General features: G+C 60.0%; 21 protein-coding genes and 1 tRNA gene. 17 read left to right on the top strand and 5 right to left on the bottom strand.

Annotated features, from left to right (window positions below; all coding sequences use genetic code 11):
- Nucleotides 1-523 (top strand): 4Fe-4S dicluster domain-containing protein (locus ACTG4B_RS13665; RefSeq protein ID WP_439156258.1); only part of this gene is annotated, 523 nt, incomplete at its 5' end.
- Complete coding sequence (locus ACTG4B_RS13660) at nucleotides 523-1395, top strand: dimethyl sulfoxide reductase anchor subunit family protein (RefSeq protein ID WP_439156257.1); 873 nt, start codon at nucleotides 523-525, stop codon at nucleotides 1393-1395. The genes ACTG4B_RS13665 and ACTG4B_RS13660, both read left to right, overlap by 1 nt.
- 49 nt (nucleotides 1396-1444) lie before the next feature.
- On the opposite strand, the gene ACTG4B_RS13655 is transcribed toward ACTG4B_RS13660, so the two are convergent.
- The 4 genes from ACTG4B_RS13655 to ACTG4B_RS13640 all read right to left on the bottom strand — a co-directional run bounded on the left by ACTG4B_RS13655 (nucleotide 1445) and on the right by ACTG4B_RS13640 (nucleotide 5460).
- On the bottom strand, nucleotides 1445-2161 hold the full coding sequence (locus ACTG4B_RS13655; RefSeq protein ID WP_439156256.1) for a DUF6639 family protein: 717 nt from the start codon (nucleotides 2159-2161) through the stop codon (nucleotides 1445-1447).
- Nucleotides 2162-2307: 146 nt separating this feature from the next.
- The gene (locus tag ACTG4B_RS13650; RefSeq protein WP_439156255.1) at nucleotides 2308-3549 is read right to left on the bottom strand and encodes a threonine ammonia-lyase; all 1242 of its coding nucleotides are present in this window, start codon (nucleotides 3547-3549) and stop codon (nucleotides 2308-2310) included.
- Nucleotides 3550-3591: 42 nt separating this feature from the next.
- The gene (locus ACTG4B_RS13645; protein WP_439156254.1) at nucleotides 3592-4653 is read right to left on the bottom strand and encodes an ABC transporter ATP-binding protein; all 1062 of its coding nucleotides are present in this window, start codon (nucleotides 4651-4653) and stop codon (nucleotides 3592-3594) included.
- A gap of 3 nt (nucleotides 4654-4656) precedes the next feature.
- Nucleotides 4657-5460, bottom strand: coding sequence for an IclR family transcriptional regulator (locus ACTG4B_RS13640; protein WP_439156253.1), 804 nt, complete (start codon nucleotides 5458-5460; stop codon nucleotides 4657-4659).
- Nucleotides 5461-5621: 161 nt separating this feature from the next.
- Here ACTG4B_RS13640 and ACTG4B_RS13635 point away from each other — a divergent pair, with 161 nt between their 5' ends.
- The 10 genes from ACTG4B_RS13635 (at nucleotide 5622) to ACTG4B_RS13590 (ending at nucleotide 16857) form a co-directional block, all read left to right on the top strand.
- Nucleotides 5622-6881 (top strand): ABC transporter substrate-binding protein, encoded by a 1260-nt coding sequence (locus tag ACTG4B_RS13635; RefSeq protein WP_439156252.1) that lies wholly within the window; start codon nucleotides 5622-5624, stop codon nucleotides 6879-6881.
- 100 nt (nucleotides 6882-6981) lie between these two features.
- Nucleotides 6982-7950: a carbohydrate ABC transporter permease gene (locus tag ACTG4B_RS13630; protein WP_439156251.1), complete on the top strand. Its 969-nt coding sequence runs from the start codon at nucleotides 6982-6984 to the stop codon at nucleotides 7948-7950.
- 1 nt (nucleotide 7951) lies between these two features.
- Nucleotides 7952-8800 (top strand): carbohydrate ABC transporter permease, encoded by an 849-nt coding sequence (locus tag ACTG4B_RS13625; protein ID WP_439156250.1) that lies wholly within the window; start codon nucleotides 7952-7954, stop codon nucleotides 8798-8800.
- A gap of 6 nt (nucleotides 8801-8806) precedes the next feature.
- Entirely contained in the window at nucleotides 8807-10888 is a 2082-nt protein-coding gene (locus tag ACTG4B_RS13620; protein WP_439156249.1) for an alpha-galactosidase, read from the top strand.
- Nucleotides 10885-11643: an SDR family NAD(P)-dependent oxidoreductase gene (locus tag ACTG4B_RS13615; protein WP_439156248.1), complete on the top strand. Its 759-nt coding sequence runs from the start codon at nucleotides 10885-10887 to the stop codon at nucleotides 11641-11643. The genes ACTG4B_RS13620 and ACTG4B_RS13615 overlap by 4 nt, the downstream gene beginning before the upstream one ends.
- Nucleotides 11640-12542 (top strand): 2-dehydro-3-deoxygalactonokinase, encoded by a 903-nt coding sequence (locus ACTG4B_RS13610; protein ID WP_439156247.1) that lies wholly within the window; start codon nucleotides 11640-11642, stop codon nucleotides 12540-12542. The genes ACTG4B_RS13615 and ACTG4B_RS13610 overlap by 4 nt, the downstream gene beginning before the upstream one ends.
- A gap of 3 nt (nucleotides 12543-12545) precedes the next feature.
- Nucleotides 12546-13151, top strand: coding sequence for a 2-dehydro-3-deoxy-6-phosphogalactonate aldolase (locus ACTG4B_RS13605; protein WP_439156246.1), 606 nt, complete (start codon nucleotides 12546-12548; stop codon nucleotides 13149-13151).
- The gene (locus ACTG4B_RS13600; protein ID WP_439156245.1) at nucleotides 13148-13969 is read left to right on the top strand and encodes an SMP-30/gluconolactonase/LRE family protein; all 822 of its coding nucleotides are present in this window, start codon (nucleotides 13148-13150) and stop codon (nucleotides 13967-13969) included. The genes ACTG4B_RS13605 and ACTG4B_RS13600 overlap by 4 nt, the downstream gene beginning before the upstream one ends.
- A gap of 42 nt (nucleotides 13970-14011) precedes the next feature.
- On the top strand, nucleotides 14012-15916 hold the full coding sequence (locus ACTG4B_RS13595) for a beta-galactosidase (RefSeq protein WP_439156244.1): 1905 nt from the start codon (nucleotides 14012-14014) through the stop codon (nucleotides 15914-15916).
- The gene (locus tag ACTG4B_RS13590) at nucleotides 15913-16857 is read left to right on the top strand and encodes an aldose epimerase family protein (protein WP_439156243.1); all 945 of its coding nucleotides are present in this window, start codon (nucleotides 15913-15915) and stop codon (nucleotides 16855-16857) included. Before ACTG4B_RS13595 ends, ACTG4B_RS13590 begins: the two co-directional genes overlap by 4 nt.
- On the opposite strand, the gene uraH is transcribed toward ACTG4B_RS13590, so the two are convergent.
- Nucleotides 16854-17201, bottom strand: a complete 348-nt coding sequence (uraH, locus tag ACTG4B_RS13585) for a hydroxyisourate hydrolase (protein WP_439156259.1) — start codon at nucleotides 17199-17201, stop codon at nucleotides 16854-16856. The two genes, ACTG4B_RS13590 and uraH, sit on opposite strands and share 4 nt — an antisense overlap.
- A 231-nt stretch (nucleotides 17202-17432) precedes the next feature.
- Here uraH and ACTG4B_RS13580 point away from each other — a divergent pair, with 231 nt between their 5' ends.
- The 5 genes from ACTG4B_RS13580 to ACTG4B_RS13560 form a co-directional block, all read left to right on the top strand.
- Nucleotides 17433-18821 carry a cytochrome ubiquinol oxidase subunit I gene (locus ACTG4B_RS13580; protein WP_439156242.1) on the top strand — a complete coding sequence of 463 codons (1389 nt, stop codon included), beginning with the start codon at nucleotides 17433-17435 and terminating at the stop codon, nucleotides 18819-18821.
- A gap of 5 nt (nucleotides 18822-18826) precedes the next feature.
- Nucleotides 18827-19837, top strand: coding sequence for a cytochrome d ubiquinol oxidase subunit II (locus ACTG4B_RS13575; protein ID WP_439156241.1), 1011 nt, complete (start codon nucleotides 18827-18829; stop codon nucleotides 19835-19837).
- A gap of 84 nt (nucleotides 19838-19921) precedes the next feature.
- Nucleotides 19922-19998: transfer RNA gene (locus ACTG4B_RS13570), tRNA-Met, on the top strand.
- Between the two features lie 495 nt (nucleotides 19999-20493).
- Nucleotides 20494-20841 carry a hypothetical protein gene (locus ACTG4B_RS13565; RefSeq protein WP_439156240.1) on the top strand — a complete coding sequence of 116 codons (348 nt, stop codon included), beginning with the start codon at nucleotides 20494-20496 and terminating at the stop codon, nucleotides 20839-20841.
- Nucleotides 20842-20950: 109 nt separating this feature from the next.
- A partial coding sequence (locus ACTG4B_RS13560) for an FAD-binding oxidoreductase (RefSeq protein ID WP_439156239.1) occupies nucleotides 20951-21757 on the top strand: 807 nt, incomplete at its 3' end.

Below are 21757 nucleotides of genomic sequence, written 5' to 3'. Positions count from 1 at the left end.
ATCCTGCCTGCATTGCGAAGACGCGCCATGCGTCACCGTCTGCCCGACCGGGGCAAGTTACAAACGGGTCGAGGATGGGATCGTTCTTGTCAACGAAAGCGATTGCATCGGTTGCGGCTTGTGTGCGTGGGCCTGTCCCTATGGTGCACGCGAACTGGACGCAGCCGAAGGCGTGATGAAGAAATGCACCCTTTGCGTCGACCGGATCTACAACGAAAACCTGCCCGAAGAAGACCGCCAGCCAGCCTGCGTGCGGACCTGTCCCGCGGGCGCGCGGCACTTTGGCGATCTTGGGGACGAAAACAGCGATGTATCAAAGCTCGTGGCCGAAAGGGGCGGTTTCGACCTGATGCCGGAGCAAGGCACCAAACCGGTCAACAAATACCTGCCCCCGCGACCCAAAGACGCCGAACCAGAGTACGACATCCTTGCCCCGTTTCTGGAACCGGTAGCCCAGGATGGCAAAGGCTTTGCCGCATGGCTGGACAAGACCCTGTCCGCCTTGCCCGGAGGAGCGAAATAATGCATCCCGCACCGTCCGTCATCATCTTCACCACGTTTTCGGGCCTTGGCTTTGGCCTGCTGTTCTGGCTTGGGATCGGGGCGATCGTGCCCACGGGGCTGTCCGCCTTCATCTGGTTCGCCATCGCCTATTGCGGTGCAGTGGGCGGGCTGATGGCATCAATGTTCCACCTTGGCCGCCCCGAACGGGCGATCAAGGCGTTCAGCCAATGGAAAACCAGCTGGCTCAGCCGTGAAGGCATCGCGGCGGTCGCGACGCTGATCATCATGGCAATTTACGGGGCGGGGCTTGTCTTTGCGGACACACAACTGGCCGTCTTTGGCTGGCTGGGGGCCTTGGGGGCGCTGGCGACCGTGTTCACGACCTCGATGATCTATGCACAGCTGAAAACAGTGCCGCGCTGGAAACACTGGACCACACCCGCCCTGTTTCTGGCGCTGTCGCTTGGCGGCGGAGCGCTGCTGGCCGCGCAGATCAAGATCGCGCTGGTCCTGCTGGCGGTTGCGGCGGGCCTGCAACTTTATGCATGGCTGTCAGGCGACACGCGGCTTGCGACATCCGGCACGGATATGGCAAGCGCCACGGGGCTGGGCCACATCGGCAAGGTCCGCGCGTTCGAGCCACCGCACACAGGCACCAACTACCTGATGCGCGAATTCATTCATGTGGTGGGGCGCAGGCACGCGCAGCAGTTGCGGGTCATCGCGCTCGTATTGGGCTTTGTGCTGCCTATGGTGCTGTTGTTGCTGCCATTCACCCATATCTACGCCCTGCTCGCCGTGCTAAGCCATATCGCGGGCGTGCTGACTCTGCGCTGGCTTTTCTTTGCGCAGGCCGAACATGTGGTGGGCCTGTATTACGGCAAGCGGTAACGCCATGTCATGAATACCTGAATGTCGGCTGTGCGGACAATGCGGCCGGTCACATTGGGGTATGCGCTTTCGATACGGGGTCTGGCGAAGGCCGCTCGGTGTCGAGATAAAAGTTGGCTTCCATCATGTCCGCAACATAGGCACAGCCATCCTCTCTCTGGGAAAAATGCGCCCAAACGTTGCGGGCAAACTGGTCAGGAGCCATCAGTAAACCGATAGAGCTGATGTCATATCGGCTTACCGTTTCCGCCATCGCCACATCGGCCTCGAATAGCCCGCGCTCAGATGGGGGCAATGAATATACTTGCATCGCATAGGCCACATATTCGCTCGTGACCACGCAGTCGGCAAAGGGGCAGGGCACGGCATCATATGCGGCATGGGCAAGTTCGTGAGCCAAGACACTTTCAAAGTAGATTGGTGCCGGAATTGCGAAAAAGGCGCTATCGTCTCGCCGCAGCCGTTCTATGCCTCTTGGCGAAAGAATCTCTATGCTGTTTTCCCCACAATGGTAGACACCCATGCAATTGGATGATCCAGGAATTACTTCTGTGATTTCGATGTCTTGCGGCTGAGACAGAACAACACCACATTCCGCGATAAGCGGTAGCGTGCGTGCTGCCGCCCGACAGGTCTGCTCGGCCAGCGCAGCGTCTGCTCCGCTTACCGTCAGGGGAAGCCCTTCGCAGGACAACACCTCGGCATGGCCGGTTGAAACAAATAAGGCCAGCGCGACTGATGCTGAAATGTGATTTCTGGGATGCATGGTTTCACACTTGGTGATGACAGACTACTCTACATTCAAAGGTGATCCAACCGGATCCAGGGGCGTGCTCTGGTTCGTTTTAACCCATGCGACACTTGGTGCCAACGTCGTGGGAGGACCCCGAGCCGTGATCCGCTGGCCCGCAGTCACAAATCCTGTGGTACCCGCACGTTCAGCCCATTGTCGCGCAGCAGCGCCAGAATATCATCCACGTGGCGCTGATCTCGGGCCTCGATCACGATCTCAAGCTCCGCCTGTTTCAGCGACACGCTTTGCATCATGCGCTGGTGTATCACCTCGATCACATTGGCGCCCGCATCGCCGATAATCCGCGAGATCGTGGCAAGCTGCCCGGGCGTGTCATCGATTTCGAACACCAGCCGCGTGATCCGCCCGTCGCGCATCAGCCCGCGCACGATCAGCGTGGACAGCAGGCGGGAATCGATATTGCCACCGCAGACGACAAGGCCGACCTTTTTGCCTGCAAACAGGTCCAGATTGTTCTTGATCACCGCCAGTCCGGCACCAGCCGCACCTTCGGCGACCAGCTTTTCATAAGACAAAAGATCGAATACCGCATCTTCGATCTGCGCCTCGGTCGCGCTGTCGACGCGGGCAACATATTTGCGAATGATCTCAAGGTTTGCAGGCGCCGGTTTGCGCACGGCGATCCCTTCAGCCAGCGTGGCCCCGGCGAAATGGGCAGGCGCACCATCAAAATCGGCCTTTGCCGCGTCGAACAGATGGGCCTGTGCGCCGATGACCTGAATGTCCGGCTTTACCGACTTGGCCGCAACCGCCATCCCGGCAATCAGCCCGCCACCACCGATGGGCACAACGATACTGTCCAGATCGGGGTCCTGTTCCAGCATCTCCAGCGCGACAGTCCCCTGCCCTGCGACCACCACCGGATCGTCAAAGGGGTGGATAAATGTCATGCCGCGTTCCGCTGCCAGATCAAGTGTGAATTGCACGCTGTCATCGAACCCGCGCCCGTGGATCACCACCTCGGCCCCCAGATCGGCGGTGCGCTGGACCTTGTTGAACGGTGTGCCTTCGGGCATCACGATCACCGATGGAATGCCCAGCCGCGTGGCGTGAAAGGCAACGCCTTGCGCATGGTTGCCCGCGCTGCACGCAATCACGCCGTTTTGGCGCGCCTGATCTGACAGGGTCAGCAGCTTGGCCAAGGCGCCGCGCGCCTTGAAGGCGTTGGTATGTTGCAGGTTTTCCAGCTTGAGATGCAGATCAATCCCCAGATGGTGCGACAGCCGTGTCGCCGGCACCAGCGGCGTGCGGATCGTCGCCGATCTGATCGCGTCATAGGCTGATCGAATGTCCGCGATATCAAGCATGAACTGTGTTTCCTGTCTGGCGTTGCATCGCACAGTCGGGCAAAATCTGTCAGCAATCAACGGCCAGCGTGAAAATCAGCGCCTGATCCGTTGCTCTGTCGCGCCATCGAACAGGAATATCCGCGCGGGATCAATCTGGATTCCCACGCGCGCGCCCTCGACCGACCGTTCATCGCCGCGTTCTTCGACGATCACACGTTCGCCTGTCTCGCTGGTCAGATAGACAAACGACACACCCCCCAGACTTTCGGTCAATTCGACGGTGTGGCTTTCGCCTGCGGGGTCAATCAAAATGTGTTCCGGGCGTGCGCCAACGGTAACCGCACTGCCGTCATGGTCTGGGCCGATGATACCATCGAAACGCGCGCCCAGTCCCGGCGCATCGACAGCACCACCGCTGGCCGTGCCGCTGACAAAATTCATCGCGGGGCTACCGATGAAACCGGCCACGAATTTGTTGTCAGGATCGCGATACAGGTCCATCGGTGCGCCAAACTGTTCGATCACACCTGCACGCAGCACCACGATCTTGTCGGCCAGGGTCATCGCCTCGACCTGGTCGTGGGTGACATAGATCATCGTCGCACCGATTTCCTTGTGCAGGCGCGCGATTTCCACGCGCATTTCCACGCGCAATTCCGCATCGAGGTTCGACAGCGGCTCATCGAACAGGAACACCTCTGGCCCGCGCACGATAGCGCGCCCGATGGACACGCGCTGGCGCTGGCCGCCGGACAGTGCGGCAGGCTTGCGGTCAAGGTAATCTTCCAGTTTGAGGATGCGCGTCGCCTCAGCCACCTTTTCGGCAATCTCTGCCTTGGGATGGCCGTTCATTTTCAGGCCGAACCCCATGTTATCCTTGACCGTCATATGCGGGTAAAGCGCATAAGTCTGGAACACCATCGCGACACCGCGTTCGGACGGGTCCATGCGGGTCACGTCGCGCGTGCCGATATTGATCTCGCCTTCGGTCGTTTCCTCCAGTCCGGCCACCATGCGCAGCAGAGTGGATTTGCCGCAACCGGACGGGCCGACGAAAACGCAAAATTCGCCATCCGCGATTTCCAGATCGATTCCGTGAATGACCTGCACATCGCCGTAGCGCTTGATCACCTTGTTCAGTGTGACACCTGACATGGTTTATATCCCCGTTGTTTCCCGTGTTTCGTAATCGGGAAAGCTCCAGTTCTGGGCATCCCGTGCAATTTTTTCGGCCGTGTCCCGCAGGATCGGCACATAGGCCTCCAATCCTGCCAGATTGGTGCGGCCGGTGGTGCTGGTCACGGATAGCGCGCCCAGCACGCGCCCGACCTCGGACAGGATCGGCATGGCGATACAGATGATCCCCGGTTCGTGTTCCTCGCGGTCAAAGCCATAGCCATTGGCACGAATATCGGCCAGCTCGTCGCGAAGGGCAGCAGCAGTGGTCAGCGTGTGCGGCGTGAAGCGGTGGAAAGATTGCTGCGCGATCACCTGATCAATCACCGCCGGGTCGGAAAATGCCAGCATCGCCTTGCCAACACCGGTGCAATAGGCCGGGCCGACCTTGCCCGCCTGGCTATACATCTGCACCGGCTGGCCCGCGTTGCGTTTGTCGATATATAGCACCTGCGCGTGATCCAGTTGCGCCAGATGCACGGTTTCGCCGACTGCCGCACTCAGCGCATCAATATGCGGGCGCGCGATAGGCGCAAGCGTGGATTGTTCCCATGCCGCATGGGCCAGCCGCACCAGCCGCAGACCCGGCGCATAGGTTTGCCGTTCGGGATCATATGACAGCATCTGCTGGTTGGTCAGGGTCTGAACAAGCCTGTAAAGCGTGGGTTTCGGGAAATCGGACTGCGCCAGCACTTCACTGAAGCGCACAGGGCGTCCAAAGGCGGCAACCTGATCCAGCACTTCCAGCGCCTTGCCTACCGTGCCGTCGCCGGTCACACGTCCCATCTGTCCTCCCTTTTCCGGTCATGCATCTGACGCTTTGCAAAAGCGGCAGCCCCATGACCTGTTGACAAACCTAACTGAGTCGCGATTTAGTATCAATATCCAAAACCGTGTGTCAAATAATGAAACACTGGTTACACTATGGAAGCACTAGGGAGGACACCATGCATTCCATTCTCAAGACGTCGCTTGCGGCGTTCGTTGCTGCTGGCATCGCTGCATCCAGCGCATCTGCTGCCGGGCATTCGCTGTCGGGCGATCTGGTCATTTTCTCGGATATGTCGAACCCCGCACCGCGTGCGGTGATGGAAGGCATGGTCGAGCGCTTTGGCGAAATGCACCCGGAACTGAACATCGAACTGACGGTGATCGATCGCGAAGCCTACAAGACACAGATCCGCAACTTTCTAACGGCCAACGCCCCCGACGTCGCCAACTGGTATGCCGCCAACCGGATGCTGCCCTATGTCGAGGCTGGCCTGTTCGAAGACATCTCTGACATTTGGGAAGGCCAGATTTCAGAAGAGCTGGCATCGACCAAAGGTGCGCTGACCATCGACGGCAAACAGTATGGCGTGCCCTATACCTACTATCAGTGGGGCGTTTATTACCGCAAAGATATCTTTGACCAATACGGCCTGTCCGAGCCTGCCACATGGGAAGAAGAACTGGCAAACTGCCAGACCCTGCTGGACAACGGCGTGAAATGCTACAGCATCGGGACCAAGTTCCTTTGGACCGCGGGCGGCTGGTTCGACTACCTGAACATGCGCACGAACGGCTATGACTTTCACGCGCGCCTGACCAACGGGACCGAAAGCTGGCAGTCCGACGAGGTCCGCGCGACCTTTGCCAACTGGCGGCAGCTGATCGACATGGGCGCCTTTATCGACGACCACCAGACCTATGCTTGGCAAGAAGCCCTGCCCTTCATGGTTAACGGCGAAGCCGCCAGCTATCTGATGGGCAACTTTGTCGTGGCACCACTGCGCGAGGCAGGTCTGGATGACAGCAAGCTGGATTTCTACCAGTTCGTCGAAATCACCCCCGGCATTCCACGTGGTGAAGACGCACCGACGGATACATTCCACATCCCGTCCAATGCGACCAACAAGGACAACGCCCGTGCGTTCCTTGAATTCGTGGTCTCTGCCGACAACCAGACCCTGATCAATAACGGATCGAACCTTGGTCAGTTGCCTGTAAACGCGAATTCGTCGGTCGATGACGACAAATTCCTGCAACAGGGCTTCCAGATGCTTTCAAGTGAAGCACCCGGCGGCATCGCGCAGTTCTTTGACCGCGACGCACCCGCCGAAATGGCCGCCGTCGCGATGGAAGGCTTTCAGGAATTCATGGTGTTCCCCGATAACCTCGAGGACATTCTGGACCGGTTGGAAGCGGCCCGCGAAGACATCTACTAATTGCCAAAGTGGGGTGCGTTTCTTTGCGCACCCCACGCGCATCTGCAAGCGTCAACATCCGACGCTTCCACATGCGCCCAACCGGGAGAGTGCCAATACAATGACCGTATCGCCTGTCGTTCCCACAACAAAATACACGCCACCTCCGCGTGGCTGGTACAAGCGCAACGAAATCGCAATCACGCCATGGCTGTTCCTTGCGCCCGGGGTGTTTTTCTTTGTCGTCTATGTCATCGCCCCGATCTGGCAAAGTTTCGGCCTGTCTCTCTACGATTGGAACGGTCTGGGCGATGTGACGGTCAACGGCGAATACGTCGGACTTGAGAATTACAACAAGTTGTTCGGTCTGAACGGCGAACGCGCCGACCGGAATTTCAATATCTCGCTGTGGAACAACTTCAAATGGCTGGTGTTATACCTGCTGGCGATCCCCGGCGGACTGTTCATTGCCTTGTTCCTGAACCAGACAGTCCGTGGCATTCGTGTCTACAAATCGCTGTTCTTCTTTCCCTTCGTGATCTCGCAGGTCGTCGTGGGCCTTGTCTTTTCTTGGTTCTACCTTCCCAATGACGGGCTGTTCAGCATCATGACCGGTTGGTTCGGGATCGATATCCGCGGCGGCGTGTTGGGCAACCCCACATGGGCGACCTACGGCATCATTGCTGCCGGGCTTTGGCCACAGACCGCCTATTGCATGATCCTGTACCTGACGGGCCTGAACGCCGTGGACCCCGAACAAGTCGAGGCCGCGCGACTGGATGGCGCAAAGGGCTGGAAAATGCTGTGGTTTGTCATCATCCCACAGTTGAAACCCGCGACCTTCATTGCCTTTGTGGTCACAATCATCGGCGCGCTGCGCAGCTTTGATCTGGTGTCGATCATGACGGGCGGCGGGCCATTCGGGTCAACCCGCGTGCTGTCCTATTACGTATTCGAAAAATCGCTGTCCGAACGGGGCCTGCAATACGGCTATGCAGCGGCCGTTGCCGTCATCCTGTTCCTGATCATGCTGGTTTTCATCTCATATTTCCTCTGGTCGATGTACCAGGACGAAAAAGGAGCACGCTGATATGTTCCCGACCCCAATTGCAAAGCGGACCCGCGCGGCGCAACTCAGCTATCAGGCTTTCCTGCCGTTTGCACTGATCCTGTGGCTGTTGCCACTGATCGCCGTGATGATCTTTTCCATCAAGCCCGATGTGGATTTCACCAGCGGGAACTACTGGGGCTGGCCGTCATCGTTCGAGGCGTTCAACAACTACGGCAAGGTATTTTTTGAAAGCGCGATGCCGCGCTATCTGCTGAATTCCGTGCTGATTACAGTGCCGACCGTCATCGGCACCGTCGCGCTCGCCTGCATGACCGGGTTTGCGCTGGGTGTTTATAAATTCAAAGGCAACCTGCTGATTTTCTTCATGTTCATCGCGGGAAACTTTGTGCCGTTCCAGATCCTGATGGTGCCGGTGCGCGACCTGACCGTGGACATGGGGCTGTATAATACCAAAACCGGGCTGGTTCTGTTTCACATCGCGTTCCAGACCGGTTTCGCGACGCTGTTCATGCGCAACTTTATCCGCGCCCTGCCCTTTCCGTTGATCGAGGCCGCGCGCGTCGAAGGTGTCGCCGAATGGCGCATCTTCTGGTATGTCGTGCTACCGCTGATGAAACCCGCGCTGGCGGCAATGGCCGTGCTGATCTTTACCTTTATCTGGAACGATTATTTCTGGGCCGTCGTGCTGACCCAAGGCCCGGAAAGCCAGCCAGTCACCGCCGGCATCACCAGCTTCAACGCGCAATACCGCGCGGCCTATCACTTGATGAGCGCGGGTTCCATCGTGGCAGCCCTGCCGCCCGTCGCGATGTTCTTCTTGATGCAGAAACACTTTATCGCGGGCCTGACCCTTGGGGCCGTAAAGTAAGAGACCATGAACCAAGCCTATCGCCTCGACGATGGCCGCCAGACGCTTGTTCTGGCGGCCCACAACGACCGCCTGCCGCAGGTGGTCTATTGGGGTGCGCCCCTGCCAAAGGCCGAAAACCTTGACGCCCTGAACGCCGCCCACGCAATCGACTTGACCGGCGGCATGCTGGACGAAAACCCCGATCTGTCGATCTGCCCCGAGGCATCGCGCAGTTTCCCCGGCCAGCCCGGGCTGATCCTGCGCGATACGGATGGGACGCCGCTGTGGCCCAAGTTCAGCTTCGACAGCGTTTCGGAAAACGGTGCCTTGTGCCTGCACTATAAGGACGCCGATACCGGGCTGAGGCTGACCATCAGCTTTTCCAGTGATGCCCAAACGCAGGTGATCGCCTGCCAAACCACGCTGGATGCAGCCCGCCCCATACATCTGGATTGGCTGGCCGCCCCTGTCATGCCCGCCCCCCAGCTTTCGGATGAGATGATCGACGTATCAGGCCGCTGGTGCGGTGAATTCCAGTTGAACCGCACGCCGTGGACCCCCGGCATCCATACGCGCGAAAGCCGCACAGGCCGCAGCGGGCACGAACATTTCCCCGGTCTTTACATCCCGTGTCGCGGGGCGACGAATACACAGGGCGAGACCTATGCCTTTCACTATGGCTGGTCCGGCGGACACCGGATGCTGGCCGAAGAACTGCCCGATGGCCGCCGCCAGATCCAGTGGGGCCATGCCACAGGGATTGAAACAGCGCCCGCCCAGCAGTTCAGGACAGCCCCGCTTTACATTACTTATTCCGAAAGCGGGCTGAACGGCTGTGCGGTCGCATTCCAGCGCCACCTGCGCGACCGCATCATCACTTGGCCCAAACCCGACGCACCCCGACCGGTGCATTACAACTGCTGGGAAGCGGTTTATTTCGATCACAAACTGCCTGTCCTGCAAGACATCGCCACCCGTGCCGCCGATCTGGGGGCAGAACGATTTGTGCTGGATGACGGCTGGTTCGGGCGGCGCGATGACGATACGACTAGCCTTGGCGACTGGGTGATCGATGCGCGCAAATATCCGAACGGGCTGACCCCGCTGATCGACCATGTGCATGGGTTGGGCATGACGTTTGGCATCTGGTTCGAACCCGAAATGATCAACGAAGCCAGCGATACGTATCGCGCCCACCCTGATTGGGTTCTGGGGCCGGCCGATCAGGTCAGGGGCCGCCAGCAACTGGTGCTGAACATGGCCTTGCCAGCCGCGCGCGATTACCTTTACGACCGGATCGCTGCGGTCCTGCGCGACAACGCCGTCGATTACATCAAATGGGATCACAACCGCGTGCTGCCAATGCCCGACGCGGCCCAGGCGCATGGCACATACGCACTGCTTGACCGGCTGCGCGCCGATTTTCCGCTGGTAGAGATTGAAACCTGCGCGTCAGGTGGCGGGCGCATCGACTTTGGCATCCTGCAGCGCACCCAGCGGGTCTGGCTATCTGACAGCAACGACGCGCGGGAACGGCTGCGCATCCAGCATGATGCCGCGCTGTTCCTGCCGCTGTCGGTCACCGGATCCCACGTCGGTCCGCGACATTGCCACACGTCTGGCCGCACACTGGACATCACTTTCCGTGCATGGGTCGCAGCCCAACGCCACATGGGGTTCGAAATGGACCCGCGCGAACTGACCGAACATGAGGCCGCGGTGCTGCGCCACGTCACAAGCTGGTGGAAGGCGAACCGCCACTGGACACAAACGGCGGATATTCTGCGGCTCGACAGCGCCGACCCCGCCGTGATCGCCGAACAGCAAATGGCGCGCGACGGGTCGCGGTTCGTCGTTTTTGCCGGCAAGGCCGCCAACAGCACCCAGATCGCCCCGCGTCCGCTGCGGCTGACTGCGCTGGACCCGGACGCAATCTATCGGATCTATCTGGCCAACCGCGATGAACTGCATCACCTGTCACGCGGCGATCCTGCGCTGAAATCCGACGCCCTGCACCTGTCGGGGGCCTATCTGATGCGCCATGGAATGAACCTGCCTTGGTCTTTCCCGGACCGCATGTGGGTCGTGGAAGGGTGCAGGCTATGAATGCTACTTTTCATGACTTGCGCGACGCATCCGTCTTTATCACCGGCGGTGGCAGTGGCATCGGCGCCGCCCTGACCGAAGGTTTCCTGGCCCAGGGTGCCCGCGTTGCATTCGTGGGCCGTTCCGACGCAGCGGCTTTCGTGGATGCGGCAGACGCAACCTACCAGAACCGCCCGCTGTTCATCAGATGCGACATCACGGACACCGACGCCCTGCGAGCGGCGATGGACCGGGCCGCAGCAGCCCACGGGCCAGTCTCTGTGCTGGTCAACAACGCCGCCAACGATATGCGCCACAGCGCGATGGACGTCACACCCGACATTTGGGACGCCAGTCAGGCGGTGAACCTAAAGGCATATTTCTTTGCCTGTCAGAAAGCGGCCGAGCGAATGGAGCCTGGCGGATCGATCATCAACTATTCTTCGATCACCTACCTGATGGGGGCCGCGGGAATGGTCCCCTATGTGACCGCCAACGCCGGTATCATGGGGATGACACGGGCGCTGGCCCGCGAATGGGGGCCGCGCGGCATCCGCGTGAATGCCATTGCGCCCGGCTGGGTCTTCACCGAAAAGCAGGAAACAATGTGGGCAACGCCCGAGGCAAAAGCCGCCTTTCTCGACAAACAATGCCTGCGCGCCTTCATGGCACCGCAGGACATGGTCGGCGGCACTCTTTTCCTCGCATCGTCCATGTCCGCGATGATGACCGGCCAGACCATGGTGATTGATGCAGGGGTGGCAAGCACAGGATGAACGACAAGGTGAATGCAGACTGGATCGCCGTCGACTGGGGCACAAGCAACTTGCGCGCCTGGGCAATGTCGAGTTCCGGCACGGTACTGGCAGCGGCGACATCCGATCAGGGGATGGGCAGACTTGACCGCGCCGGGTTTGAACCTGCGCTGATGGCGACCATCGGTGACTGGGTCAGCGGCCCGACGATTGTCATTGCCTGCGGCATGGTCGGATCGCGGCAAGGCTGGGTAGAGGCGCCCTATGCAACCACCCCCTGCCCCGCGATGTCCGAAACCCTTGTGCAGGCCCCCACCCGAAATCCTGACCTGAGCGTGCATGTGATCCCCGGCATCAAACAGGTCAAGCCTGCCGACGTGATGCGCGGCGAAGAAACACAGATCGCGGGTTTTCTGGCCCGCAACCCCAATTGGGACGGCATCCTGTGTCTGCCGGGCACCCACACCAAATGGGTCCACGTCAGCGCGGGCGAAGTCGTCAGCTTTCAGACCTTCATGACGGGTGAATTATTCGCCACACTGACAGATCATACGGTGCTGCGCCACTCCGTCGCGGCTGATGGTTGGGATGATACCGCCTTTGCCGATGGCCTGTCCGATGCCATGGGACGGCCCGAAAAACTGGCCGCACGGCTGTTTTCCCTGCGCGCCGAAGGGCTGCTGCACGGCCTGTCCGGTGCGGCAGCCCGTGCGCGCCTGTCCGGTCTGCTGATCGGGGCAGAACTGGCTGCGGCCAAACCTTATTGGCTGGGCCAGCAAATTGCCGTAATCGGCGCGGGCGGGCTGGCAAAGACCTATGTCGATGCGCTGGCCGCGCAATCAGCCCCCGCGATGCAGGTGCAAGGCGAAGCCATCACCATTGCGGGCCTTACCGCCGCCTATCGCCGCCTGAAAGGATAACCCATGTCGCGTCCCCTGATTGCCATTCTGCGCGGGATTACCCCACCCGAAGCGGCCCCTATTGCCGCCGCACTGATCGACGCCGGTATCACGAAAATCGAAGTGCCACTGAATTCGCCCGACCCGTTCGACAGCATCAAATCCATGGCCGACGCGCACGCGCATGACGCGCTGATCGGCGCGGGCACCGTCCTGTCCACCGATGACGTGGGCCGCGTGGCCAAAGCGGGTGGCAAACTAATCGTGTCGCCCAATTGCGACCAGCGCGTCATCGTCGCCACCAAAGCCGCCGGGATGCAAAGCTGGCCTGGCGTGATGACCCCCACCGAATGTTTTCTGGCGCTGAAATCCGGCGCGGACGGGCTGAAGATTTTCCCGGCCAGCCTGATCGGCCCCGATGGGATCAAGGCGATCCGGGCCGTTCTGCCGCACGGCACACAGGTTTATGCCGTCGGTGGCGCAGGCGCGGATAACTTTGCGCTTTGGATGGCCGCCAGCGCGGATGGGTTCGGCATTGGCTCCGCTCTCTACAAGCCGGGACTTTCAGTGGCAGAGGTGACTGCCCGTGCCCGCGACATGGTCCAGGCCTATGACGAGGCCGCGACATGATCCATGATGCCACCCAATGCCAATTAGGCGAAGGCCCGCTGTGGCACCCCGTGCGCGAACAGTTGTTCTGGTTCGATATTCTGGGCCATCGCCTGCACACCACAGGGCAGCACTGGCAGTTCGACACCTATGTCAGCGCCGCAGGCTGGATCGACAGCTATACGCTGATGATTGCGTCGGCCCGCGCGCTGCATCGGTTCAACATCACGACCGGTGATCTGACCGATATCTGCCCGCTTGAGGCTGAAAACCCCAAAACCCGTTCCAACGACGGGCGGGCCGACCCGCAGGGCGGTTTCTGGATCGGCACTATGGGGATCGACGCGCAAGACAGCGCAGGTGCGATCTATCGCTACTACCGCGGCGAAATGCGCCAGCTTTACTCAGATATCACAATCTCGAACGCGATCTGCTTTGCCCCCGACGGGACCACGGCCTATTTCACCGACACGCCAACCCAAAAGATCATGCGTGTCGCGCTTGATGCCGATGGCTGGCCCAAGGGCGCACCGGTCTTGCACATCGACCTGAGCGATACCGATTTCCGACCTGACGGCGCGGTCGTTGATGCGGCCGGCAACCTGTGGAACGCACAGTGGGGTGCAGGGCGCGTGGCGGGCTACACCAACGAAGGGCGCTTTTTTGCCGCTTATGACTTTCCCCCGCGCCAAACCTCGTGTCCGGCCTTTGGCGGCGCTGATCTGCAAACCTTGTTTTGCACCTCTGCCGCCGTCGGGCTGTCGGGCCCGGACGAAGGCAAGACCTGCGCCATCCAGACCGAATTCAAGGGACAACCGGAGCATCAGGTCATCCTCTGACAGTCCTGCGGTTTGTTCCGAATACTCAAAAAGGCATAGCCCATGAAACGCACACTTGGCGTATGTTATTATCCCGAACACTGGCCCGAGGACCAATGGGCCGAAGACGCCGCACGCATGGTCGCCACCGGGTTGACGTGGGTGCGGATCGGTGAATTCGCCTGGTCCCGTATGGAACCAGCCCCGGGCCAGTTGACGTGGAACTGGCTGGACAGGGCCATCGCGGTGCTGGGCGATGCGGGTCTGAAGGTGGTGCTGGGCACCCCCACGGCCACTCCGCCGCGCTGGATGCTGGAAAAATATCCCGACATGCTGGCAGTGGATGCGCAAGGCAATCCGCGCAAATTCGGATCACGCAGACACTATGATTTCAGTCACGCGGGCTATCGCGACGAATGCCGCCGGATCGCGCGTCTGATGGGCGAACGCTATGGCAAGACCCCCCACGTCGCCGCATGGCAGATCGACAATGAATACGACTGTCATGAAACCACGCTGTCTTATTCCAGTGCCGCAAGGCGGGGCTTTCAGGACTGGCTGGCGCAGCGCTATCAATCCACCGACGCGCTGAACCGGGCATGGGGCAATGTGTTCTGGTCGATGGATTATGACAGCTTTGACCAGATCGACCTGCCCAACCTGACCGTGACCGAACCGAACCCCGCACATGTTCTTGCGTTCCGGCGCTATAGCTCGGATCAGGTCGCGGCGTTCAACCGCGTGCAAGCTGTCGAACTGCGCCACCACACCGCCGCGCCGCTGATCCACAACTACATGGGCCGGACGACGGCGTTCGATCATTGGCAGGTTGGCGCAGACCTTGATGTCGCGTCATGGGACAGTTACCCTATCGGCTTTCTTTCGGACCGGATCGAAAGCATTGCCAAGGAAAAGCAGACATTCCTGCGCCAGGGTCACCCGGACATGCAGGCGTTTCATCACGATCTTTACCGGGCCGTTGGCAAAGGGCGTTTGTGGGTGATGGAACAGCAGCCCGGCCCGGTCAACTGGGCGCCTTACAATCCCGCCCCCCTGCCTGGAATGGCCCGCCTTTGGGCGTGGGAGGCATTTGCCCATGGCGCCGAAGCCGTCTGTTATTTCCGCTGGCGGCAGGCACCGTTCGCGCAGGAACAGATGCACGCAGGGCTCTTGCGCCCCGACAGCGCCCCCGCCCCCGCCCTGGCCGAGGCGCGGCAGGTCGCCGATGAAATCGCCGGTCTGCCCGATGTGGGCACCGCGCCGGCACAGGCGGCGCTGGTGTTCGACTACGTCAGCGCGTGGGGCTGGGATACCCAGCCGCAGGGGGCCGATTTCGATATGTTCCGCCTTGCCTTTGCCGCCTATCGCGCGCTGCGCAGGGCCGGGCTGAATATCGACATCGTGGCACCAGATTGCGCGGATCTGTCGGCCTATCAACTGGTCCTCGCCCCCGGCCTGATGACCCTGTCGGATACCTTGCGCGGGGCCTTGGCCGCCTTCAAGGGCATCGCCCTGATCGGCCCGCGCAGTGACACGAAAACCGGTGAACTGGCCATCCCCACACCGCTTGGCCCCGACCTGCCCGACACCGACATCAGCGTGGTCCTGACCGAAAGCCTGCCCCCCAGCGACAAGATCAAACTGGCGGGCGGCGGGCGGTTCCGGCACTGGTTCGAACATCTGGAAGGCACCGCCGACGTGCATCTGGCGACCAAGGCGGGGCAACCAGCGATCATGGGCGGCGATCACATCCGTTATCTGGCGGGCTGGCCAGATGATGCGACCTTTGACGCGATCATCGGCGGGCTTTGCGACACGCTTGATTTGCCGACCCTTGGCTTGCCCGATGGCTTGCGCATCCGCGATACGGCGACGCATCGGTTCGTGTTCAACTACGCACCGAAGGCGCAGCAGTGGAACGATACAATCATTCCCGCCGCTGGCGTCCATTGGGAGGAACTGAAATGAGTGTTTTCGGCAGGACCAGACGCGGCGAAAACGTGGACATGATTACCCTGCATGCAGGCGATCTGACCGTGCGGTTGCTGCCCCTTGGTGCGCGGGTGCAGGACGTGCGACTGGCAGGCGTGACCCATACGCTGACCGTCGGCTCGGACGATCTGGCCGATTACGAAGGCGCGATGCACTATCACGGGGCCATCGTCGGCCCCATTGCCAACCGCATCGGCAATGCCCGCGTGCGGCTTGATGGCATGATGTATGAACTGGAACGCAACGAGGATGGCGCACGCCACCTGCATTCCGGCGCACAAGGCGCCCATGCGCAGGTCTGGCAGGTTACAGAACAGACCGACAGCAGCGTTACGATGACGCTCGACCTGCCCGATGGCATGGCCGGTCTGCCCGGGAACCGCCACATCACCGCGCATTTCGCGATCACCGCCTCCGCCACACTGACGCTGACGATCATCGGCACAACCGATGCGACGACGCTGATGAACTTTGCCAATCACAGCTATTGGAACATGGACGGCAGCAATAGCTGGCACGGGCACAGGCTGCGCATCGCCGCCGACCGCTATCTGCCGATCGATGCCGCAACGTGCCCTACCGGCGATATTGCCGATGTCGCCGGCACCGCCATGGATTTCCGCGCAGGGCCGGTGCTGGGTCCCGATACCCCGCCGCTGGATCATAATTTCTGCCTGTCCGACAGGGCTGAACCACTGCGTGATGTGCTGTGGCTGACCGGGCAAAGCGGGGTCACGATGACCATGGCAACCACCGAACCGGGGATGCAGGTGTTTGATGGACGCCCCGACCACGCCGCGCTGGCGATCGAGGCGCAGCACTGGCCGGACGCCCCCAACAATCCTGATTTTCCAGCGATCAAATGTGCCGCCGGTGACACCTATCGGCAAATCACCAGCTGGACATTTACGACCTAGCTACCGCGATAGGTCGCATAGCTGAACGGTGAAACCAGCAAGGGCACGTGGTAATGTGACTCAGGATCGCTGATGCCAAAGCGGATCGGGATGTCATCCAGAAACGCCGGGTCATCGCTGCGGCCAAAATAGGCACCTGCCTGAAACACCAGTTCATACCGGCCCGTGGTGAAATCGGCCGCAGGCAGGATCGGGCTATCGGTGCGCCCGTCCGCATTTGTGACCATCGTGACCAGATGCACGCGGGTGCCGCCCCCGATCCGGAATAAATCCACAGTCATCCCGGCCGCAGGTATTCCATCGGCGGTGTCCAGAACATGTGTCGTCAGAAATCCATCCGGCATCATTCGCCCTTTCCTGTTTTTGCCATAAGAACGGGCGGACGCGGGCCGGTCAACCAGTGCGGCCAAAGACACAGCTTTGCCAAAAATTTGAAAGCCACCAAACCTGCGCCCGAGCCATTGCGGTCGTCAGCCGATGTGCTGCGCGCCTTGCTGTCGCACCCCCCTCCCGTCACGCCAGCGCGCGCTACATCTGGGTCACGCGGGTGAAACCGCCGGAAAGCCGAGGGTAAAATGGACACTTTAATTCTATCGCGCATCCAGTTCGGGGCGAATATTTCCTTTCACATCCTGTTCCCAACGATCACCATCGCATTGGGCTGGGTTCTGTTGTTTTTCAAACTGCGCTTTAATGCCACCGGCGATGATCGCTGGATGGAGGCCTATCGTTTCTGGGTCAAGGTATTCGCGCTGTCCTTTGCAATGGGTGTGGTGTCCGGCATTACCATGTCGTTCCAGTTCGGCACCAACTGGCCGGGTTTCATGGAAACCGTCGGCAATATTGCCGGTCCTCTTCTGGCCTACGAGGTGATGACCGCCTTTTTTCTGGAGGCGGTATTCCTTGGCATCATGCTGTTCGGCGCGTCGCGCGTGCCCAACTGGCTGCATACGCTGGCCACGTTCCTTGTGGCCTTCGGCACCATGATGTCGGCGTTCTGGATCATCGTTTTGAACAGCTGGATGCACACACCCCAAGGGTTTGAAATGCGCGACGGTGTCGCCCATGCGACCGACTGGTTTGCGATCATCTTCAATCCTTCGATGCCCTATCGTTTCTTTCACATGGTGTTGGCCAGCTTTCTCACGGTCAGTTTCCTGATCGCCGGCGTCAGCGCCTTCCGCTGGCTGATCGGCGGGCGGACGGCCGGTGTGCGCGTGGCGTTGAAAACGGCCATCTATGGTGCTGCACTGCTGATCCCTGCGCAAATTCTGCTCGGGGACATGCACGGGCTGAACACACTGGAATACCAGCCACAAAAGGTCGCCGCGATGGAAGGCAACTGGGAAACGCAATCGAACGTCCCACTGTTGCTGTTCGCCATCCCCGATGACGAAGCCCGCGAAAACCGGTTCGAAATTGGTATTCCAAGCCTGGCGTCGATCATCCTCAAGCATAAAGCGGATGGCGTCGTGCCCGGCCTGAACGATTTCGTGACCGACGATGGAGAGGTGCTGCACCCCCGGGTCGCCCCCGTGTTCTGGTCGTTCCGCGTCATGGTGGGCACCGGCATGTTGATGTTGCTGGTCAGCTGGGCGGCCGTCGCGATGATGCTGCGCAAGCGGCGCGGTGTCGAAGGGCTGCCCAAGCCAATGCTCTATGCCCTTGTCGGCATGAGTTTCAGCGGCTGGCTGGCGACGCTGGCGGGCTGGTATACGACTGAAATCGGACGTCAGCCCTGGCTGGTGCAGGGGGTCATGACCACGAAACAGGCTGTTGCGGACGTCCCCGCACCGATGGTCATGACCACGTTGATCGCCTACCTGATTGTCTATGCGATCCTGCTGGGCGCCTATATCACGGTCATCTTCTTTCTGGCCCGGCGCGCATCGATCGGTGCGCCGCTGGGAACCAGTGAACCACGCGGCAAACTGGCCGACCCAAAAGCAATGCCAGCGGAGTAAATGACATGAACATGTTTGGCGATCCAACCGTCTGGCTGCCTTTTGTATTTGCGGCGCTCATGGGCGTATCCATTCTGATCTACGTCGTATTGGATGGTTTCGACCTTGGTGTGGGGGTGCTTTTCCCCTTTGCCGATGACGCCGAAAAAGACCGGATGATCGCATCCATCGGCCCGTTCTGGGATGCGAACGAAACCTGGCTGGTGCTGGCCGTCGGCATCTTGCTGGTCGCGTTCCCGACCGCACATGGCGCGATCCTGACAGCACTTTACCTGCCTGTGGCGATCATGCTGATCGGATTGATCCTGCGCGGCGTCGCGTTCGAGTTTCGCGCAAAGGCCCCGAAGCAGTACAAACGCCTGTGGGACAACGCATTCTTTGCCGGGTCATTGATGACTGCGCTAAGCCAGGGGTTCATGCTGGGCATGTATATCATGGGCTTGGAATGGACCTTGGCACATGCGGCTTTCGGGCTGCTGACGGCTGTGTTCCTGACAGTCGGTTACAGCTTCATCGGCGCGACATGGGTGATCCACAAGACCGATGAAGCCCTGCAACGCAAGGCCGTCGACTGGGCCAAGGGTGGCATCTGGGGGCTGGTGTTGGGGATCGGGGCAATTTCGCTGGCAACCCCCTTTGTCAGCGAGCGGATTTTCGACAAGTGGTTCAACTGGCCGCAGGCGCTGTATCTGGCACCCCTGCCGATCCTGTCGGCGCTTCTGGTGATCTGGCTGTGGGCGATGTTGCGCCGGATGCCCTATCCCGGTGACCGGGGGTCGTGGCACCCGTTTGCAGCGGCAACCGCACTGTGGGTGATGGCATTCGGTGGGATGGCCTATAGCTTTTATCCTTATGTCGTCCCTGAAAAGCTGACGATCTATGAATCGGCCAGCGCGCCCGAAAGCCTGTTCATCATCCTGATCGGCACCTGCATCGTCCTGCCCACGATCCTGGGCTACACCGTGCTGGCCTATACGATCTTTCGCGGCAAGGCGACGGAACTGCGCTATGATTAAGGAAGGGTGGGTTAAAACCCACCTTACGGGGCAGAAACGGTTTGACACCCCTGCCCCCATTGCGTAATCGGACGTTCGTGGTCCGGCGCGGTAGCTCAGTTGGTTAGAGCGATCGACTCATAATCGATAGGTCGGGAGTTCAAGTCTCCCCCACGCCACCACCACCTTTTCTTGCGCTTCGCCGTTTTTGATCGGCAGGCAAGACAGGGAAATATAGACACTGCAATCACAGACAAAGCATGAAAATGGTTAAAGTGGCCTGCGATAAATTAACCATACATTAATAAACTGTACTTAAAGGCAGGTTCACACTGCGGCGACACACGCTTAAAGGTCGTCAAATCCTGAACCGTCCACGAGGTGGACCATACAATTGCAGAATATGTGACACGCGATGATTGATGTTTTTTTGCTGATGCTGCTTTGCGTTGTATGTTTTTCAGGCGGCTATCGGTGCAGAAAATCACCGCAAAATACAGAAATAACTGCGATAGAACAACGCGTTACGTCACCCACCAACGCTTAGTGCGTCACAGGGCATAGTCAACCTTGAGATAACATGTTATCTCAGGCCGCGTGCATAAGGTTGTGCGCGCGTACACAGGGTTCGCAAATTTCCTTGCCTGTTCCGATGTCAAGGTCAGTGGTAGCGCTTCATGAATCTCTTATCTTTTGCAGCAAGCACGATTTCCGGGCTTCTTCTTTGCGGTATCGGATTAATCGGCCTGACCGACATGCCGGCAAGGCCTGTTTCACAGCTTACGGTTCTGCTGGAACCAACCGGTTTTGGGAAAAAGGCGGACACGGCATATCTGGCCGCAATCAGCTTTGTCGGGGTGTGGTTGGTTTTGTCAGTCTGGGCAAGACTTGCGGCCATGGCCGGCATGGTCCTGATCCTGTCCAAGATCGTGCTTCACCACGGCATGCTCGCTTTGGCTTTGACGATCGCACTTTGTGTTCTGGTTGCGGCGGCAATCGCGCTTCGTACACGCGGTTCGGAATAGGAAATCGGCCGACCTTGCCAGCACGACGGCGGACCCATAGCGCGGCCTCTTTCATTTTGTGACACGTCAAGTTACGCACAACCTAAGCACAAGCGAAAAAGAGATAACGATGCCCGTTCTATCCCAGATCCGCGCCATTATCGGTGACACCCGCGTTCTGACAGGGCAGGACGCCGCCCCTTATGCGACCGACTGGACAGGTGCCTACACCGGCATGCCCCTTGCCGTCTTGCGCCCGGCAAATACCGCGGATGTCGCGGGCATCATGAAAATCGCCCATGACACCGACACCCCCGTGGTGCCCGTATCCGGGCACACCGGGCTGACCGGGGGCACGCAGGCCACGGGCGCGCTGCTGCTGTCGCTGGACCGACTGAACACAATCACGCAGATCGACACCGCCGGGCGCACTGCGACCGTCGGGGCCGGTGTGATCCTGTCGCACCTTCATGCCGCCGCCGAGGCGCATGACCTGATCTTTCCCCTGACATTCGGCGCGCGCGGGTCAGCGATGATCGGCGGGGTGCTGTCGACCAATGCGGGCGGGTCGAATGTGGTGCGCTATGGTAATACGCGCGAACTTTGCCTCGGGCTGGAAGTCGTGATGGCGGACGGCCGCGTCATGAATTTGATGAGCGCGCTGCACAAGGACAATTCGGGCCTGAACCTGCGCCAGTTGATGATCGGGGCCGAAGGCACTTTGGGGATCATCACCGCCGCCGTGATGAAACTGAAATCCAAACCCCGCGCCTATGCCACTGCCATGGTCGCCCTGCCCACACTGGACGATGCGCTGGCGCTGTTGAACACGCTGCAAGACGCCACCGGTGGCGCGGTCGAGGCGTTTGAATACATGCCGCGCAACTACATCGACCGGCATCTGGCACTGATGGAGGGCGCGCAGCCGCCATTCGAT

It is taken from the genome of Yoonia sp. (assembly GCF_965660735.1).
Classification (GTDB): Bacteria; Pseudomonadota; Alphaproteobacteria; order Rhodobacterales; family Rhodobacteraceae; genus Yoonia.
This window is presented reverse-complemented; position numbering and strand designations above follow the sequence as displayed.

Coding starts and splice junctions, on each gene's coding strand:
- ACTG4B_RS13660 (WP_439156257.1), top strand. CDS start 523: ATGCATCCCGCACCGTCCGTCATCATCTTCACCACGTTTTCGGGCCTT.
- ACTG4B_RS13655 (WP_439156256.1), bottom strand. CDS start 2,161: ATGCATCCCAGAAATCACATTTCAGCATCAGTCGCGCTGGCCTTATTT.
- ACTG4B_RS13645 (WP_439156254.1), bottom strand. CDS start 4,653: ATGTCAGGTGTCACACTGAACAAGGTGATCAAGCGCTACGGCGATGTG.
- ACTG4B_RS13640 (WP_439156253.1), bottom strand. CDS start 5,460: ATGGGACGTGTGACCGGCGACGGCACGGTAGGCAAGGCGCTGGAAGTG.
- ACTG4B_RS13635 (WP_439156252.1), top strand. CDS start 5,622: ATGCATTCCATTCTCAAGACGTCGCTTGCGGCGTTCGTTGCTGCTGGC.
- ACTG4B_RS13630 (WP_439156251.1), top strand. CDS start 6,982: ATGACCGTATCGCCTGTCGTTCCCACAACAAAATACACGCCACCTCCG.
- ACTG4B_RS13625 (WP_439156250.1), top strand. CDS start 7,952: ATGTTCCCGACCCCAATTGCAAAGCGGACCCGCGCGGCGCAACTCAGC.
- ACTG4B_RS13620 (WP_439156249.1), top strand. CDS start 8,807: ATGAACCAAGCCTATCGCCTCGACGATGGCCGCCAGACGCTTGTTCTG.
- ACTG4B_RS13615 (WP_439156248.1), top strand. CDS start 10,885: ATGAATGCTACTTTTCATGACTTGCGCGACGCATCCGTCTTTATCACC.
- ACTG4B_RS13610 (WP_439156247.1), top strand. CDS start 11,640: ATGAACGACAAGGTGAATGCAGACTGGATCGCCGTCGACTGGGGCACA.
- ACTG4B_RS13605 (WP_439156246.1), top strand. CDS start 12,546: ATGTCGCGTCCCCTGATTGCCATTCTGCGCGGGATTACCCCACCCGAA.
- ACTG4B_RS13600 (WP_439156245.1), top strand. CDS start 13,148: ATGATCCATGATGCCACCCAATGCCAATTAGGCGAAGGCCCGCTGTGG.
- ACTG4B_RS13595 (WP_439156244.1), top strand. CDS start 14,012: ATGAAACGCACACTTGGCGTATGTTATTATCCCGAACACTGGCCCGAG.
- ACTG4B_RS13590 (WP_439156243.1), top strand. CDS start 15,913: ATGAGTGTTTTCGGCAGGACCAGACGCGGCGAAAACGTGGACATGATT.
- uraH (WP_439156259.1), bottom strand. CDS start 17,201: ATGCCGGATGGATTTCTGACGACACATGTTCTGGACACCGCCGATGGA.
- ACTG4B_RS13580 (WP_439156242.1), top strand. CDS start 17,433: ATGGACACTTTAATTCTATCGCGCATCCAGTTCGGGGCGAATATTTCC.
- ACTG4B_RS13575 (WP_439156241.1), top strand. CDS start 18,827: ATGAACATGTTTGGCGATCCAACCGTCTGGCTGCCTTTTGTATTTGCG.
- ACTG4B_RS13565 (WP_439156240.1), top strand. CDS start 20,494: ATGAATCTCTTATCTTTTGCAGCAAGCACGATTTCCGGGCTTCTTCTT.